10 protein-coding genes are annotated in these 16,349 nt (G+C 73.4%); 2 read left to right on the forward strand and 8 right to left on the reverse strand.

Annotated elements, in window-relative coordinates; genetic code table 11:
• Window positions 1-49 precede the first annotated feature (49 nt).
• Both Q8A52_RS13190 and Q8A52_RS13195 read left to right on the forward strand, forming a co-directional pair.
• The gene (locus Q8A52_RS13190) at window positions 50-766 is read left to right on the forward strand and encodes a response regulator transcription factor (protein WP_316751377.1); all 717 of its coding nucleotides are present in this window, start codon (window positions 50-52) and stop codon (window positions 764-766) included.
• Window positions 763-2,292, forward strand: coding sequence for a sensor histidine kinase (locus tag Q8A52_RS13195; RefSeq protein ID WP_316751379.1), 1,530 nt, complete (start codon window positions 763-765; stop codon window positions 2,290-2,292). The genes Q8A52_RS13190 and Q8A52_RS13195 overlap by 4 nt, the downstream gene beginning before the upstream one ends.
• 558 nt (window positions 2,293-2,850) lie before the next feature.
• On the opposite strand, the gene Q8A52_RS13200 is transcribed toward Q8A52_RS13195, so the two are convergent.
• From Q8A52_RS13200 to Q8A52_RS13235, 8 genes are read right to left on the reverse strand one after another with little or no spacing between them, the layout of a single operon-like run.
• The gene (locus Q8A52_RS13200) at window positions 2,851-3,918 is read right to left on the reverse strand and encodes a histidinol-phosphate transaminase (protein WP_316751380.1); all 1,068 of its coding nucleotides are present in this window, start codon (window positions 3,916-3,918) and stop codon (window positions 2,851-2,853) included.
• 46 nt (window positions 3,919-3,964) lie between these two features.
• Entirely contained in the window at window positions 3,965-5,257 is a 1,293-nt protein-coding gene (locus Q8A52_RS13205) for an ATP-grasp domain-containing protein (RefSeq protein WP_316751382.1), read from the reverse strand.
• Window positions 5,258-5,287: 30 nt separating this feature from the next.
• Window positions 5,288-6,127, reverse strand: coding sequence for a TauD/TfdA dioxygenase family protein (locus tag Q8A52_RS13210; RefSeq protein ID WP_316751384.1), 840 nt, complete (start codon window positions 6,125-6,127; stop codon window positions 5,288-5,290).
• Window positions 6,109-7,335 carry an MFS transporter gene (locus Q8A52_RS13215; protein WP_316751386.1) on the reverse strand — a complete coding sequence of 409 codons (1,227 nt, stop codon included), beginning with the start codon at window positions 7,333-7,335 and terminating at the stop codon, window positions 6,109-6,111. The genes Q8A52_RS13210 and Q8A52_RS13215 overlap by 19 nt, the downstream gene beginning before the upstream one ends.
• A complete protein-coding gene (locus Q8A52_RS13220; RefSeq protein ID WP_316751388.1) occupies window positions 7,332-8,732 on the reverse strand; it encodes an FAD-binding oxidoreductase in 1,401 nt (466 codons plus the stop codon). The genes Q8A52_RS13215 and Q8A52_RS13220 overlap by 4 nt, the downstream gene beginning before the upstream one ends.
• Window positions 8,729-8,938, reverse strand: a complete 210-nt coding sequence (locus Q8A52_RS13225) for a ferredoxin (protein ID WP_316751389.1) — start codon at window positions 8,936-8,938, stop codon at window positions 8,729-8,731. The genes Q8A52_RS13220 and Q8A52_RS13225 overlap by 4 nt, the downstream gene beginning before the upstream one ends.
• A 56-nt stretch (window positions 8,939-8,994) precedes the next feature.
• Window positions 8,995-10,191: a cytochrome P450 gene (locus tag Q8A52_RS13230; RefSeq protein ID WP_316751391.1), complete on the reverse strand. Its 1,197-nt coding sequence runs from the start codon at window positions 10,189-10,191 to the stop codon at window positions 8,995-8,997.
• Window positions 10,188-16,346 (reverse strand): non-ribosomal peptide synthetase, encoded by a 6,159-nt coding sequence (locus tag Q8A52_RS13235; protein ID WP_316751394.1) that lies wholly within the window; start codon window positions 16,344-16,346, stop codon window positions 10,188-10,190. The genes Q8A52_RS13230 and Q8A52_RS13235 overlap by 4 nt, the downstream gene beginning before the upstream one ends.
• Window positions 16,347-16,349: the final 3 nt, after the last annotated feature.

The raw sequence follows: 16,349 nt of genomic DNA on the forward strand, positions 1-16,349 counted from the left end.
TCGGTCTCCTCCCGACAGACTCGTTCGACGTGGCGAAACCGAGGTGTGCATGGCAGGCAAGGCCGGGCGGGTGCTGGTGGTCGACGACGACGCGGCCATCCGGCGCTCGCTGGAGCGGGGGCTCCGGCTGAACGGATTCTCGGTGGCACTCGCCGACGGCGGTCACGCCGGCTTGGCAGAGGCACGCACCGACCGCCCCGACATCATCGTTCTGGACGTCTGCATGCCCGATCTCAACGGCATCGACGTGTGCCAGGCGCTGCGCGACGACGGCGACGACGTGCCCGTGCTGATGCTCTCCGCGCTGGACGAGGCGGCCGACCGGCTGGCGGGCCTGCGGGTGGGCGGGGACGACTACCTCGTCAAGCCCTTCGCACTCCAGGAGTTGGTCCTGCGGCTGCGTGCCCTGGTGCATCGCCGCCCGCCCTCCGCCACCGGCCCGCTCCGCGTCGGCGGCCTCGTCCTCGACCCGGTCGCCCACCAGGCGTCCTTGGACGACCGGCCCCTGCAGCTGACACCGCGCGAGTTCGCACTGATGGAGGTCCTGGCCCGTAACGCAGGCATCGAGCTCACCCGCGAGCAGTTGCTGGACCGGGTGTGGGGCTACGACTTCCAGGTCCGCAGCGACGCCGTGGACACTTTCGTCAGCCATCTGCGGCGCAAGCTGGAGGCGGGCAACCGGCCCCGGATCCTGCACACCGTGCGCGGTGTCGGCTTCGTCCTGCGCACGGACGGCGAGGACCGGAACACCGGGGGCGCGCCGTGAGACTGTCCACCCGCATCGCGCTCGCGGTCGGCGCGAGCGTCCCCCTGCTCGTCCTTGCCTCCGGCTGGCTGCTGCTGCACCTGGTCACCGGCGACCTGCGCGCACACCGGGACGACCAACTGCGTGCCCGCGCAACGGTCGTCGCCAAGAACGCCAAGGCATACCTGGACGTCGCCGGCACCGACCACCCGATCCTGGAGCAGGTCCGACGACGGCGACTGGTCAACTCCGCGCGGGACGTGGGAGTCCGGCTGACCGGTCCCGCCGACACGATCTCGGCAGGCCCGCAGCCCGACCCGTCCCCCACACTGCCTCGCAGTGCCCCGAGCCCGGTCACCGTGGCCTCCGGCGGCAAGGACTGGCTGGTGATGTCGCTGCGCGTCGGCGCGGCGAAGGAGGGCACCACTCCGAATCTCTGGCTGCTGTCGCCGGACACCGCCGAGGACGAACTGGCGCTGGTTCGCCGACGCGTGCTGACCGGGGCGCTGGTGGCCGCGCCACTGTCCGGAGCCACGGCCTGGGCCATCGTGGCCCGGGCGGTTCTTCCGCTACGGCGGCTGCAGCGGCGCACCAGCGGCCTCGACCCCAGGACCAGCACCGCGCGCCTGGAGCACACCCCGAGCCGGGTCGTCGAGGTCGACGACCTGGCGTACACGCTGCAGACCGTGCTCGCCCGCTACGACGAGCAGGTCGCCCGCACCGGGGAGGCGCTGGCCACCGCCCGCGCATTCGCCGCAACCGCGTCCCACGAGCTGCGCACCCCGCTGATGAGCATGCGCACCAACCTCGACGTCCTCACCGACCACCCCGACCTCGGCCCCGAGGACCGGGAGGAGGTGCTGGAGGACCTCGGGCGCGAGCACGCCCGTCTGCTCGGGCTGTTGGTGATGCTGAAGGCACTCGCACAGGGCGACCTGATCGAGGCGGACGCGTTCACGTCCCTGGACTTCGCGGAGGTGGTGGACGCGTCGGTCTCCGACCTGCGGCGCGCGCACCCCGATGCCGACGTGTCCGTGCGCGCCGCCACAGGGGTGCAGGTCCACGGCTGGGAGCAGGGGCTGCGCTCTGCGGTGGACAACCTGCTGACCAACGCCTGGACCCACGGCCGCGCCGACGACGGCGTCGCCCGTATCGAGGTGACGCTGCGCCCGTCGGGCGATGCGCATCAGCCGACTGCGGTGCTCGTCGTGGACGACCACGGTCCCGGCATTCCTCCCGAACGCCGCGAGGAGGTCTTCCAGCGCTTCCGCCGGGGCCCGGACAGCCCGGGCTCCGGCCTCGGCCTGACACTGGTCGCCCAGCAGGTCGCCCTGCACCGAGGCCGGATCACCGTGCAGGACCGTTCCGACCGCCGCCCAGGCACACGCTTCGAGATAAGGCTGCCGGCCACCACCGTCCGGGACGTGGAGCACACCCTGCCGATCCTGCACCGGGACTGGCTGACCAGCACCGCCGGCGAACCACCCGATCCCGTTCGGAGTGCCCCTGACAGGACTTCGCCCGGCCAGTCGGCATCAGGCCGTTGACCTGACGGTTCTTCCACGCCCGCCACAGGGTTCAGGGAGTGCGGAGCCTGCTGGGGATGGGCAGCGGTCGGGACGGCCTGACGCGTTTGGCCTGGTCGATTCCGGACCCGCCGCGAGGTCGGCGCCGGCGCGGCTGGTCGAGGTACGGTGAGTGGTGATCCTTGGTGTTTGTCACCGGGCTCCAGCCAGCCAGATCGGGCACGTCCGCGTTTCCTGACCACAGCACGAGATTTTCCGATGCTGGGTCGGTGCTGGCTTCGGCGGGTCAATGGCGCGGAGACAGCAGGTCCCAGCTCTGATCGGATGAGTGTCGTACCACTCGATGGTGGTGCCGATGAGGCTCGGGGCCACGATGCGCTTCAGATTGACGGGTGTCGGGGGAGCGGATGCTGCGGAGGCCATGTGCGCCACTTCCTCGTGTGCGGTGGGGACGGGTACGTGTCGGCACACCGTAGAAACATGCAGGTCAGGCGCACATGTGGCGGGACAACATAGTTCCGGGCGTGGCTATGCGTGTGGCCACCATGCCCGCTCACAGCGGCGCCCGTCGAGCCCGGTTCAGTTCGGGCATTCGGCGGCCGCGTACTCTTCCGCCGCCCGCACGAAGACGTCATTGTCCTCCCGCGCTCCGACCGTGACCCGCACTCCCTCGTCCTCGAAGCGCCGGACCACCACTGCGCGGTCCGCGCAGAACCCGGCGAAGTCCGCCGATCGGTCGCCCAGCGGAAGCCAGAGGAAGTTCGCCTGGGAGGCGGGGACGGACAGTCCGGCCGCCATCAGCCGGTGCCGTACCCGCTCCCGCTCCGCCGTGACGGCCCGGCAGCGCTCGCTCACCTCGGCGGTGTGCGCCAGCGCGGCCGTCGCCGCCGCCTGCGCCGGGCCGCTGACCGCGAAGGGCACCGCCACCTTGTTGACCGCCGAGACGACGGCGGGCGCCGCGACGCAGTAGCCGACCCGGACACCGGCGAGCCCATAGGCCTTGGAGAAGGTGCGCAGGACCGCCACGTTCTCGTGCTCACGGGCGAGTCGCAGGCCGTCGGGAACGTCCGGGTCCGTCACGAACTCCCGGTACGCCTCGTCCAGCACCACGAGCACATCACCCGGGATCCGGGCCACGAAGTCGCGCAGTTCCCGGCTGCCCACGGCCGTGCCGGTCGGGTTGTTGGGGTTGCAGACGAAGACGACGCGGGTCGACGGGGAGACGGCGTCCGCCATGGCGGCCAGGTCGTGCCGGTGCCCGGCGTCCAGCGCAACGGTACGGGCGCGCACGCCGGCAACCCGCGCGAAGACGGGGTACGCCTCGAACGAGCGCCAGGCGCACAGCACTTCGTCACCCGGTGCGCAGTAGGCCTGGATCAGCTGCTGGCACAGGCTCACCGAGCCGCAGCCGATCGCGACCCAGGACTCTGGGACCTCCAGCGCGCAGGCCAGCCGTGCCACCAGGTCCTCGGAGAACCACTGCGGGTACCGGTTTCCCCCGGCGGCGGCCCTGGCGACCGCCTCGACGATCGCGGGCAGCGGAGGCAGCGAGCCCTCGTTCGAGTTGAGCAGGATCGCGCCGGGCGGCCGGCCCGGAATGATGTAGTCGGGGATGCCGGCCAGATCGGCCCGGGTGGGCACACCCATGGGGCAGCCCTCCTTTCGGATGTGCGTGAAGGGAGCGGTGGCCGCGTCAGCGCGCGGTCCCGCAGGGCGCGGCGAGCCGGAAGACGCCGTCCTGCAGGCCCTGGATCCGCCGGTGGTCGGCGAGCAGGTCCTCGTAGCTGTCCCCGACCAGGAAGACCCGCAGCGGGCTGGAGAGCAGATCGGTGGTCGGGCGCATCCGGTCGCCGGGACGGAGCCTGGGCACGGCCAGCCGGACCGTGCGGAGGGCGGCGATGCGGGCGAGGACGTCCTCGTCGATCTCCTCGACGGTCCCCTCCCGCCCGGTCCGCCCGTGCATGACGAGGGCTTCGCGGTGCTTGCGGTACATCGTGCGCCCCGTGCAGCGGCGCTCGAACTCCTCGGGCCGTACACAGGCCAGGGCGAGCAGGTCCGCCTGGTTGCCGTCCATGCAGGTGTCGTGGACGGCGGGCACCATGTTTCCGTTGAGCCGGGCCCCGACCTCGACCAGCGCGGGCCCCTCGGGCGTCAGCACGACCTCGGCGTGGGCGGCGCCGAAGCGGATGTCGAGGGCGTCGAGGACGCGGTCCACATAGTCGACGAGAACGGGCACCTCGGGGCTGTCCGGGGCGAGCAGGATGTCCTTGTCGTAGATCCGTTTGGGGCCGGTCTCCGTCTTCTCGTACCGCCACACCCCGCACACATGGCGCCCGCCCCCGGGACCCCGGACGACGTCCACGATGTACTCGGGGCCTTGCAGGAAGGACTGCGCGAGGACCTGGGTGTTGCGGCGCTCGAAGATGTCGTACGTGCCGAGGACGGAGGCCACGGCCGTGCGGATCTCCTCGGCGCTGCGGCAGATGGAGACGCCGTCGGTGGAGGCGGAGCTGAGCGGCTTGACCACCACGGGGTAGCCGGCCTCGCGCTCGGCCCAGGCGACGACCTCGGCGGCGTCCGCCGAGGTCAGCTGGCGGGCGCAGCGGAGCCCGGCCGCTCGCAGCGCCTCGATCATCCGGTACTTGTCACGGCGTAGGGCGGATGTCGCGGCCGGGTTGCCGGGCAGGCCCAGCCGCTCGGCGACGGCGTCGGCCGGGGGGACGCCGGTCTCCTGCCCGGGCACGACGCCGACGGGGGAGTAGGCGGCGAGTTCCTTGACGGTGCGGTCCCAGTCGCCGGTGCCGTGCACCACGTTGGCGGCGTAGGGCCCGAGGTCCGGGGGCGGTACCGAGGCGAGGAACTCCGGGGTGGACTGCAGATGGACGACGTCGGCGCCGAGCCGCCGGAACGCGGCGGGCAGGTACTTGCCGATCGAGTACCCGTCGACGATCACGCCGACGGGACGGCCCGGGGCGGGGTGGTTCATGGGGGGTCGGTTCCTTCCGCGCGCGGCCGGTCAGGCGGCGGCGACGCTGATGCGGTGCACGGTCCGGCCGACGCCCTCGGGGAGGTCGGTCGCCCGGTGGTAGGTGGTCGCGGTCTTCCAGATCAGCAGGTCGTCCCGCGTCCAGCGGTGCTCGTAGATGTGCGCGGGGTCCTGCAACAGGGCGTCGACCAGGTCGAAGAACGCCTCGTTGCCGTTGGCGTCGAGACCGACGACCGAGTCCATGTACTCGCGGGCGGCGTACAGGAAGCGCCGGCCGGTGAACGTGTCGCGGCGGACGACGGGGTGCTCGACCGCCGGGTACTCGTGGGCGACCAGGGCCCGCATCTCGGCGATGGACAGGCCCACATGGCGGGGCTCGATGCGCTGCTGTCTGGTCAGGGTGTGCAGGCCGGTACGGCCCTCCAGACGGGTCTTCCACTCCTCGGGCAGGCGGTCGTGGACGTCGGCGGCGGAGGCGAAGAGGGTGTGGCCGTGGTCCTCGGGCACGTTCACCCCGTGCAGCACCGTGTATTCGGCCGGCCGCGCGTTGTACGACGAGTCCTGGTGCCAGAAGTTTCCCACGCGGGGGACGCCGATCGGCCTGTTCTTCCGGCGCTCGTTGGAGGAGACGAGAATCTCGGCGAACTCCGGGTGGCGCCAGTCGCTCAGCAGGAAGGGGACGGGGGTGCCGAGGCGGCCGGCGAGCCCGATGTGCTGCTCGGGCGTCAGCCGGATGCCGCGCAGCACCACCAGGTCCCGCCGGTGGACCGAGTCGACGACGTCCGCGAAGAGTTCCTCGTTTCGCAGGTCGTCGTGGGTGACTCCGGTGTACTCGACGCCGATGAACGGGGTCAGATCGCGTCGGTGCATGAGGGATCCTCCGTGTGCCAGGTGTAGGGGCTGCTGCGGGCCGCTGTCAGCAGGAGCCAGGCGACGCACAGGGCGCCGCCGGCGACGGCCCACGGGATGCCGGGGGCGGTGGGCCGGGAGAGCAGCAGGGCGAGGTGGGGTGCCAGGATGAAGGCGATGTTGACGCCGGTGGAGTAGAGACTGAGATTGCGGTCGGCCGAGTCCTCGCCGGACAGGTCGCTGACGTAGCCGAGAAGCCCCGGGAAGACGACGATCTCCCCGGCGGTCCACACGAGCGTGGACAGGACGAGCGACGGACCCGACCCGGACAGCGCCATCAGCAGGAAGCCGGTGCCCGCGAGGCCGTAGCCCAGGAGCAGGGTGGGCAGATGTCCGGTCCGGGCCATGAGCACGTTGAGCGGGACCTCGAACAGCACGATGCCCACCGCGTTGACGGCGAAGACGACGCCCGCCCAGTACCCGGGCAGCCCCAGTGCGACGATGACGTAGGTGGAGACGAAGACGGAGGGCAGGGAGTAGGCGAGCTGGACGGGCAGCGAGAGGCCGAAGATCGTCCAGAACCGGGCCCGTTCGTACGGGGTGCGGCGGACGGTGCCCCGCTTCAGGACGCTCTGCCGCGGCGGGGCGGTGGCAGGTGTTCCGCGGGTGCGTGCCGAGAGGTGTCCGGCCGCGGCCAGTGCGCAGCCGGCGTTCGTCCAGAACACCAGTCGCGCGTCCACGGTGAAGAGCAGCCCGCCGACGACAGGTCCTGCCGCCATGCCGAGGTTGACGGCGAGCCGGTAGCAGGAGAAGGCGATCTTCCGCTCCTCGGGACCGGCAGCGGCGACGGTCGCCGAGTACGCGGCCGGGGTGACGATCTCGTACGCGAAACCCCACACCACGACGGAGGCGACGACCGGCGCCGGACCATGCAGGAAGGGGAACATGATCAGGACCGCCGCGTTGAGGACCAGGCCGCCCAGCATCAGCGCACGGGCGGACACCCTGCCGAGCAGCACGCTCGCCGCCAGGTCGGCGGCGAGGGCGCCCACGCCGAAGCAGGCGAGGATGGTCCCGGCCGTGCCCTTGCTCAGCTCCTCGTGCACCAGCAGGTGGGCGGCGAGGAACGGGTAGGCCATGGTGCCCGTGCGGAAGATCAAGGTGGTGAAGAACAGGGCGCGCAGCGGGGCGGGGAGCCCCGCGACGGTGCGGACCGTACGGCTGATCACGGGGTGCGCCCGCCCGCCGCGCGCCGGGCGAACAGGGCGCCCGGGTTGAACAGGCCGGCAGGGTCGAGGGCGTTCTTCAGCTGCCGGTGGACCCGCATCGCGACGGGACCCAGCTCGCGTTCCAGCCACTCGGTCTTGAGCTTGCCGATCCCGTGCTCGCCGGTGACGGTGCCGCCGAGGGACAGGGCGAGGGCGAGGATGGCGTCGAAGGCGTGGCGGGCATGGGCGTACTGCGCCGCCGACGCCCCGTCGTACAGGACGGTGGGGTGCATGTTGCCGTCGCCCGCGTGACCGACGACGGCCACGGTCAGGCCCGCTTCTGCCCCGATCTTCTCGCAGCCGGCCATGAGTTCGGCGATCCGGGTGCGGGGCACGGCCACGTCCTCGGTCATGCAGGCTCCCCGCGCCTCCAGGGCCGGGAGGGACACCCGGCGGGCCCTGAGCAGCAGACCCCCCTCGGCCGGATCCCGGGTCGCGTGCGTCCAGTCGGCGCCCGTCTTCCTGAACAGCCTTTCCATGGCGTCCAGTTCCGCGGCGGCCGGCTCGCCGCCGGCGTCCGACTGGCACAGCAGCAGGGCGCGGCCGTCGCCCGCGCCGAGGTCGGTCCGCAGGTACTCGGCGGAGGCCCGCAAGGAGGTCGCGTCCATGATCTCCATCAGGGACGGCACCAGGCCGGCCCGGACCACGCGGTTGACGGCGTCCCCGGCCCGCTCCACGGAGTCGAAGGCGGCCACGATCGTGCCCGGCGCGGCGGGCAGCGGACGAAGCTTCAGCGTCGCCCCGGTGATGACCCCGAGGGTGCCCTCGCTCCCGACGAACAGCCGGGTCAGGTCGTAACCGGCCACGCCCTTGACGGTCCTGCGGCCGGTGGTGAGCAACGAGCCGTCGGCCAGGACGACTTCGAGGCCGAGGACGGCGTCGCTGGTCACGCCGTACTTTCCGCAGCACAGGCCGCCGGCGTCCGTGGCGAGGTTGCCGCCGAGCGTGCACCACTCGAGACTGGACGGGTCGGGCGGGTAGAAGAGGCCGTGCTCGGCAGCGGCGTCCCGGAGCGTCCGGTTGATCACTCCGGGCTGGACGACGGCCAGCCGGTTGTCCGCGTCGAGTTCGAGGATCCGGTCCATCCGGGTGGTGACCAGGACGACGCAGCCGTCCACCGCGTTGGCGCCGCCGGTCAGGCCGCTGCCCGCACCGCGGGGCACGACGGACACACCTGCCTCGGCGCAGGCACGGACGCAGGCCTGCACCGCCGCGGTGGCGGCGGGCAGCACCACGGCGCGGGGCCGGCCCGCCGGGGCCAGGGGCATCATGTCGCGGGCGTAGCCCTCGGTCGCGTCCGGGTCGGTGAGCACGGCAGCGCCGCCCACCGCCTCCCGCAGTCGGTCGATCAGGCTCACGCGGCGCCGTCCTCGCCGTCGACGAGGATCGCGCGGGCCGGGCAGAGGTCCGCCGCCTCGTGGACGGCGTCGGCGAGCGCGGTGCTCGGCGCGGTGTCGAGCAGCACGACGATGCCGTCGGTCTCGTCCTGGTCGAAGACCTCGGGTGCCGACAGGACACAGTGCCCGGCTCCGACGCATAGCTCGGGTTCGAGGGTGATCTTCAAAGTGGTTGGCTCCTTGGCGGCCAAGAGGGCGGACGGGTGGCCCGGGGGCGAAGTGCTCACCAGGTCACGGGCAGTTCGTGGACGCCGTAGACGGCCATGTCCGACTTGAAGCGGATCTCCTCGACGGGCACGGCGATCCGCAGCCCGGGCAGGCGGTGGGCGACGGCGTGGTAGGTCTCCTGGAGTTCGACCTTCGCCAGGGACTGGCCCATGCACTGGTGGGGGCCGTAGCCGAAGGCGAGGTGGCCGTGGGCGCGTGTGCCGGGGTCGAAGTCCTCGCCGGAGGGGAAGCGCGAGGGGTCGCGGTTGGCCACGTTGATCGCCGCGATCACTCCTTCCCCGGCCCGCACGAGGCGGCCGTTGACGTCGACGTCCTCGGTGGCGATCCGGCGGATGCCGCGCTGGACGACGGTGAGGTGGCGCAGCAGTTCCGCCACGGTGTCCGCGAGCTGCCGGGGGTCCTCGTGGGTGCGCAGGACGGCGAAGTGGCCGGGGTGGCGCAGCAGGGTGAGGATGCCGAGGGAGATCATGTTGGCCGTGGTGTCGTGCCCCGCGGTGAGCAGCAGCAGGGCCATCGCGCTCAGGGTGCGGCGGCTCATCGCCCCGGTGCGCACATGACGGACCACCGTGCGCCCGATGAAGTCGTCCCCCGGGTCCTTCTCCCGGACGGCCACGAGGGATTCGAGGTAGTCCTGGAGTTCCTGGCGGGCCGCGGCAGCGGTCCCGGTGCTGCCCGCGACGGCGTTCATGGTGTGGGTGAGCGAACGGAACAGCTCCCGGTCCTCGACGGGCACACCGAGGAACTCGCAGATCACCGAGAGCGCGACGGGCAGCGCGAGATCGGCCACGAGGTCGGCGCGGCGCGGTCCGTCGAGCATGCGGTCGAGGCAGTCCGCGACGACGGCGCGTACGGCCGGGCGCCAGGACTCGGCCTGCCGGACGGTGAACTCGCCGAGCACCAGGCGGCGCAGCGCGTCGTGCTCGGGGTTGTCCATGATGAGCAGCGTCGGTTCGACGGCCGTCTCCGCGGCCGCGACGGCGCTGGACAGCGGATAGCCGGGGCGGCTCTTGTCGGCGCTGAACCGGGGGTCGCCCAGCACCAGCCGGGCATCCTCGTAGCGGGTGAACAGCCAGGGGCGCACGCCGTTCCAGATCGGGACGCGGGGCACCTCCGGCTCGTCGCGCAGCCGGGTGACCTCCTCGGGCGGGGCGAACGGGCACTGGCGGGCCATGGGATAGAGCACTTGCGTCATTCGCTCGTCTCTTCGGTCGGTGCGAGGTACTGCCAAAAGCGGTCGATCACGGCGTCGTCCCAGTCGGGCGGGGTGATGCCGTGGGTGCGCAGGGCGGCGAGGGTGGCTTCGTTGCGGTACCGGGCGGGCTCTGCCGGGCCGGGTGTGTCGCACAGCTCGCGCAGGTGCTCCCGGTAGGCCAGGGCAGGCAGTTCGGTGCCTTGGGCCACCGCCTCGTCCAGCCGGCCGAGCCAGTTGCGCAGGCCGACCGGGTGGGTGCGGGAGCCGGTGCGCCGGTCGTGGCCGGCGAGGAAGACGCCGAGCCCGGTACGGCGGGGGTGGTGCAGGTGGTGGACCGTGCCCGGCGGGGCGTCGGCGAGGGCCAGCGCCACCAGCGCGCCGGCCATGACGTCGACGGGCAGGGCGTCGGAGGCGAGGGCCGGGTGGTCGGGGTAGCAGCCGAGGGCGGCCGAACTCACCAGCAGCCGGGTGAGCATGTCGTCGTGGCTGAGCGCGCCGGTCGTCGCGCTGGCGCCGGCGCGGCCAAGCCGGTACGTCCGGGCGTCGGCTCCGCGGGCGACGGCCTGCCGGACGAGGTGCTCGGCCGCCCACTTCGCCGCGGCGTAGCCGTGTCCGCGCGGGTGGCGTTCGTGCTCGGCCGGCGTGGACTCGCTGAGGTTGCGCGGGCGGCCGTCCGGGGTGTGCTCGCGCAGCACGGCGAGCGTGGAGACATGGTGGAAGCGGGCGGGGCGACCCTCGGCGGCGATCCTCAGCAGCTCCTGGGTCCCGCCGACGTTGGCTGCGGCGAGGTGCTGGTAGCCGGAGAGGTGGTGCACCTCCGCGCCCAGGTGCAGGACGGTGGCCGCCGCACGGGCCGTGTCGTGTCCGGGGGTTCCGGTCAGGCCGAGGCCGGGCAGGGTGAGGTCGCCGGGCAGTGGCACGATCCGGGGATCGGCGGCGTCCAGGGCGAGCGCGTGCCGGCGGGCCGCCTGCGCCAGCCGGGAGCGCGCCGTTTCGGGCGTCGTGGCGCGTACGAGGCACAGCACCGGTCCCTCGGTACGGTCCAGAAGTTCGCGCAGGACGTGGATGCCGACGAATCCGGTGGCGCCGGTGAGCAGGACGGAGCCGGTGCGGCGCGGGGCGGCGACGGGCCCGGCGAAGGTGATGCCGGGGTCGAGCACGACGTCCTCGGGCGACACCGTCGCCGTCCCGGTGCCGGTGCCGGTGCTGGTGCTGGTGCCGGTGTCGGTGCGGGCGAGCCTGTGCGCGGTGGCCCGGACGGTCGGCTCGGCGAGGAAGTCCCGGACCGGTATCCGCATGTCGTACTCTCGCTCGATCTCGCCGAGCAGCCGTATGACGCGCAGCGAGTGCCCACCGAGGGCGAAGAAGTCGTCCGACAGCCCGACGGAGGGGCCGGTACCGAGGACCTTCCGCCACAGGGCCAGCAGCCCTTGCTCCAGCGGGCTCGCGGCGGGGCCGGTGTCCTCGGCCGGACCGCGGTCCCGCGCATGGGCGGCGAGCCGGGCGGCGAGCGCGGTGCGGTCGGCCTTGCCGTGGCTGCTGGTCGGGATGTGCGCGACCGGCATGATGAGCCGGGGCACCATGTGGCCGGGCAGATGGCGGACGAGATGGGCGCGCGCCTCCTGCCCGTCGGCGGTGCCCACGTAGGCGACGCCGAGGTCGGCATCGGGTCCCTCGCCGACCAGCACCGCGACGGCCTCACCGATTCGCTGATGGCGCGTCAGGGTCGCCTCAATCTCACCGAGTTCGATCCGGAAGCCGCGCAGCTTGATCTGCCCGTCGAGCCGGCCCAGGTAGTCCAGGGCGCCGTCCGGCAGCCGGCGTACGCGGTCCCCGGTGCGGTACAGGCGCCGCCCGCCGAGGACGGGGACCGTGGTGAACAGGTCGCGGGTGCGTTCGGGGTTGTTCCAGTAGCCGAGGGCGACTCCCGCGCCGCCGAGCCACAACTCCCCGGGGACGCCGGTGGCGGCGAGCCGGCCGTGGCGGTCGATCACATGGGCGGTGGTTCCCGGCAGCGCCCGGCCGATCGGGATCCTGCCGCGGTCCTCGTCCGGTCCGGCCTCGTGGGTCGTGGCGAGGATCGCCGCCTCGGTGGGGCCGTAGCCGTTGATGACGACGAGGTCTCGCGCGTAGTGGCGGGTGTCGTGCGGGTCGGCGGGCTCGCCGGCCACGACCAGGACCCGTACCGGGGCCAGGTCGGGGCTGCCCAGCGCGCGCAGCAGTGAGGGGACGATGACCATCACGGTCACGCCGTTGTCCCGCAGGGCGCGGCCGAGTGCGGCGGCGTCCCCGCGGGTGGCGTCCGCGCAGTACACCAGGGTGCCGCCGGAGACGAGGGGCATGAACTGCTCGTAGGCGGCCACGTCGAAGCCCGGCGAGGTGAGCTGCAGCCAGACGTCGTCCGGCGTGAAGGGGTGGCGGGCCAGGTTGGCGCGCAGGGTGTTGGCGACCGAGCGATGTGAGACGACGACACCGCGCGGCCGCCCGGTGCTGCCCGAGGTGTAGATGATGTAGGCGGGGTCGGTGGCGCGGGCCGCCTCTCGCGCGGGCGGCGTCTCGTCCGAGGGGCCGACGAGCCGGTCGATGTCCAGGACAGGGGGCAGGACGTCGGCGTCGGTGCCGGGGCGGAACAGCCGTTCGGAGATGTCCTTCGTGGTCACCAGCGCCCGGGGCCGGGCGTCGGTGAGGACGTACCGCAGCCGCTCGGCCGGGTACGCCGGATCGAGCGGGACGTACGCCGCGCCGGTCTTGAGCACGCCCAGGACGGCCCCGATCAGCAGGGGCGTGCGCTCCAGGCAGAGGGCGACCCGCTCCCCGGGCCGCGCCCCTTGGGCGAGGAGCCGGGCGGCCACGTCGTCGGAGAGCCGGTCGAGTTCGCGGTAGGTGAGGGCAGTGTCCTCGCCCAGCACGGCGGTCTTGCCGGGGTGGTCGGCGGCCGCGCGGGCGAACAGCGAGGTGAGGGTGGCGTCCGGGTGGGCCGGTGCCCGCTCCGACTCCGGTGCGGCCAGGAGCCGTCCCCGCTCGCCGGGTTCCAGCAGTTCGATGTCGCGCAGGACGGTGCCGGAACCGGCGTCGGCGAGCCGGCCGAGCACGGCGACGAGCTGGCCCGCGAGTCGCTCGACGGTGTCCCGGCGGTAGAGGTCGGTGCTGAACTCCACCTCGAGCCCGAGTCCCTGCGGCGACTCCTGGAAGGTGAAGGTCAGCTCGAACTTCGCGGTGTCGTCCTCGGCCGCAGGCCAGGGCTCGACCGCAGCCGGGCCCAACCGGGGCGGTCGGGGCGGGTGCTGCTGGTGGTTGACGACCACGCGGAAGGGGCTGGTCGCGCGGGAGACACCCGCGGCGCCCAGTTCCCGGCACACCGTCTGGAAGGGCACGTCGTGGTGGCCGTGGGCGGCGGCCGAGGCCTCGCGGACCCGCCGGAACAGAGTGGTGACCGGTGTGTCGGCGGTGGCCTCGACCCGGATCGGCAGCAGGTTGACGAAGTAGCCGACGAGCTCCTCGGTGCCGGGCCGTCCGCGGCCCGTCGCCAGGCTGCCGAGACACAGGGAGTCGCGTTCGGTGTGCGCCGCGAGGACGGTGTGCACGCCGGCCAGGCAGAACATGAAGCGGCTGATGCCGTGGCGGCGGGCGGCCTCGGCGTACCGGGCGCTCTCGGCGGCGTCGATCCGCAGCCGCACCCGGTCCCCGGCCCCGCTGAGCACGGCCGGGCGGGGATGGTCGGTGACCAGGTCGGGGGCGGCCGCGCCGCCCTCGAGGGCACCGCGCCAGAACTCCAGCGCGGCGGCCTCGCGTTCCGGGAGGCGGCCGAGGGTCTCGCGCACATGGTCGGCGAACGTCAGCCGGAGCGGCGGAAGCTGAGCGGTGTGGTCGTCGTAGAGGGCCGACAGCTCGGTGAAGAAGAGCTCGAGGGACCAGTCGTCGGCGATGAGGTGGTGGATGGCGAAGTGGACGACGGCCGCGGACCCGTCGAGGGTGACCACCAGGGTGCGGACGAGCGGGGACGCGTCGTCGGCGGTCGCCCGGGCGGTGACGAGCGCGCGGATCCGGTGCCGCTGCTCCGCGGGCGGGACCCGGGTCATGTCGTGGTGGTCCACGGCGGCGCCGGGATCCGCCTCCGGTGTCTGCCACCAGCCGTCCGCGTCCTGCCGGACGACGGTGCGCAGTGCCGTCTGCCGCTGCCCGAGCCGGGTGAGCGCGCGCCGCAGCCGGTCCACGTCGACCCGCCCCCGCACCAGGAAGGTGCGGGAGATGACGTACCGCTTCCCGGGCGCGGCCTGCTGCTCGAACCAGATGCCCTCCTGCCCGGGCAGCAGCGGAACCCGGCCGGGCGTGTCCGGTATCTGCGGCCCGCCGGCCGGTGCCGTACCGGTCCCGTCGGGCTGCCGCTCCACGGCAGGTGACGTGCCGGTCCCGGCGTCGACAAGCGCGGCGAGCCCGCGCACCGTGGCCGCCCGGAACAGGTCCCCGACCGACAGGGCCACACCGGTCGCGCGCTCCAGGCGGGCCAGTACGACCATGGCGGTGAGCGAGTCGCCACCCGCGGCGAGGAAGTCGACGTCGGTGCCGACCGGGGCGCCGAGCGCGTCCTGCCACAGGCCCGCCACGACACGCTCCGTGGGCGTGTCCGGGAGACCGGGCTCGGCCGAGCCGTCCGCCCGTCCGGCCAGTCCGGCGAGGGCGGGGCGGTCGGTCTTGCCGTTCGGGGTGAGCGGCAGCTCCGTGAGCGGTGTCACGGTCACGGGGACCTGCGGCGACGGCAGGAGTGCCGCCACGTGGGCGATGAGGTCCGGTTCGGCGGCAGGCTCCCGGAGGACGACGAACGCCGCGAGCCTGCGCCGTTCGCCGGTGCCCTGGGCCACCACGGCGGCCTCGCGGACCGCGGGGTGGACGAGCAGGGCCCGTTCCGTCCCGACCGGTTCGACCCGGTGGCCGCGTATCTTCACCTGGTCGTCGGTGCGGCCGAGGAAGGCGAGATTGCCGTCCGGCAGCAGCCGGACCCGGTCGCCGGTGAGGTAGGCGGTGCGGCCGCCGCGGCCGGGCTCGGGGACGAAACGGTCGGCGGTGAGCTCGGGACGGCCCAGGTAGCCGCGGGCCACGCCGGGCCCGCCGACACAGAGTTCGCCTTCCTCGCCCGGCGCGACGGGGCGCCGGTCGCGGTCCACGACATGGACGGTGGCGTCGGCGAAGGGACGGCCGATCGGCACGTCCGGCCAGTCGTCGGCGTAGGGGCGGTCCGCGTCGAGCACCAGCCAGCAGGCGTAGACGGTGGTCTCCGTGGGGCCGTAGCCGTTGACGATCCGGCAGCCGGGCAGCTCGCGCAGTGCCGTGCGCACGGCCTCGGCCGAGGCCCGGTCGCCGCCCGACACGCAGAGCCGCAGTCCGCGCAGCGCGTCGGTGATGTGCTCCATGGCGAGCCGGAACAGCGGCGCGGCGAGCCGCAGCACGCTCACCCGGTGCCGCCGCACCTCCCGCCCGATGTCGTGCACGCCGGGCCGGGCGGCTTCGGGCAGGACGAGCGTGGCCCCGTTCAGCAGGGCGCCCCAGATCTCGAAGACGGACGGGTCGACATGGAGGGGGGCGAGCTGGAGCACCACGTCGTCGGGCCGGAAGCCCGCCTCCGGGGCGCGGGCGAGCGTGAGGACGGCCCGGTGTTCCACCTGCACGCCCTTGGGCCGGCCGGTCGTGCCCGAGGTGGCGATGACGTAGGCGAGCGGGTCCGGGCCGCTCGGCGCGACGGCAATCGGTGCGGGGTCCGGCATCTCCTCGTCGACGGTCAGGATCCGCACCCCGGGCAGCAGCGTGCGCAGCCGGTCGGCCTCGGCGTGCGCCACGCACAGGGTGCGCAGGCCGAAGTCCTCCACCAGGGCACGCAGCCGTGCGTCGGGCGCGTCCGGGTCGAGGGGTACGTAGGCGCAGCCGGCGAGGATCGCGCCGAGGACGGTGGCGACGGTGCCCGCGGACCGGGGAGCGCGGATGCCGACCGGTGCGCCGGCCGACCCCGCACGGCCCAGCCGGTCCGCGACGGACGCGGCCCAGCCGCCCAGGTGGCGGTAGGTCAGGCGCCGGTCGCCGTGGACCAGCGCGGTGTGCTCGGGGCGGGTGCGTACGACATCGGCGAAGGCGTCGCCGAGGCTGTGGGCTCTGGATGCGTTCATGTG

The sequence above is a fragment of the Streptomyces herbicida genome (assembly GCF_032656585.1).
Classification (GTDB): Bacteria; Actinomycetota; Actinomycetes; order Streptomycetales; family Streptomycetaceae; genus Streptomyces; species Streptomyces herbicida.

What these genes read in the sequence shown, in the direction of transcription:
- Q8A52_RS13190 (WP_316751377.1), top strand. Translation starts at nt 50, where the DNA reads ATGGCAGGCAAGGCCGGGCGGGTGCTGGTGGTCGACGACGACGCGGCC.
- Q8A52_RS13200 (WP_316751380.1), bottom strand. Translation starts at nt 3,918, where the DNA reads ATGGGTGTGCCCACCCGGGCCGATCTGGCCGGCATCCCCGACTACATC.
- Q8A52_RS13205 (WP_316751382.1), bottom strand. Translation starts at nt 5,257, where the DNA reads ATGAACCACCCCGCCCCGGGCCGTCCCGTCGGCGTGATCGTCGACGGG.
- Q8A52_RS13210 (WP_316751384.1), bottom strand. Translation starts at nt 6,127, where the DNA reads ATGCACCGACGCGATCTGACCCCGTTCATCGGCGTCGAGTACACCGGA.
- Q8A52_RS13230 (WP_316751391.1), bottom strand. Translation starts at nt 10,191, where the DNA reads ATGACGCAAGTGCTCTATCCCATGGCCCGCCAGTGCCCGTTCGCCCCG.
- Q8A52_RS13235 (WP_316751394.1), bottom strand. Translation starts at nt 16,346, where the DNA reads ATGAACGCATCCAGAGCCCACAGCCTCGGCGACGCCTTCGCCGATGTC.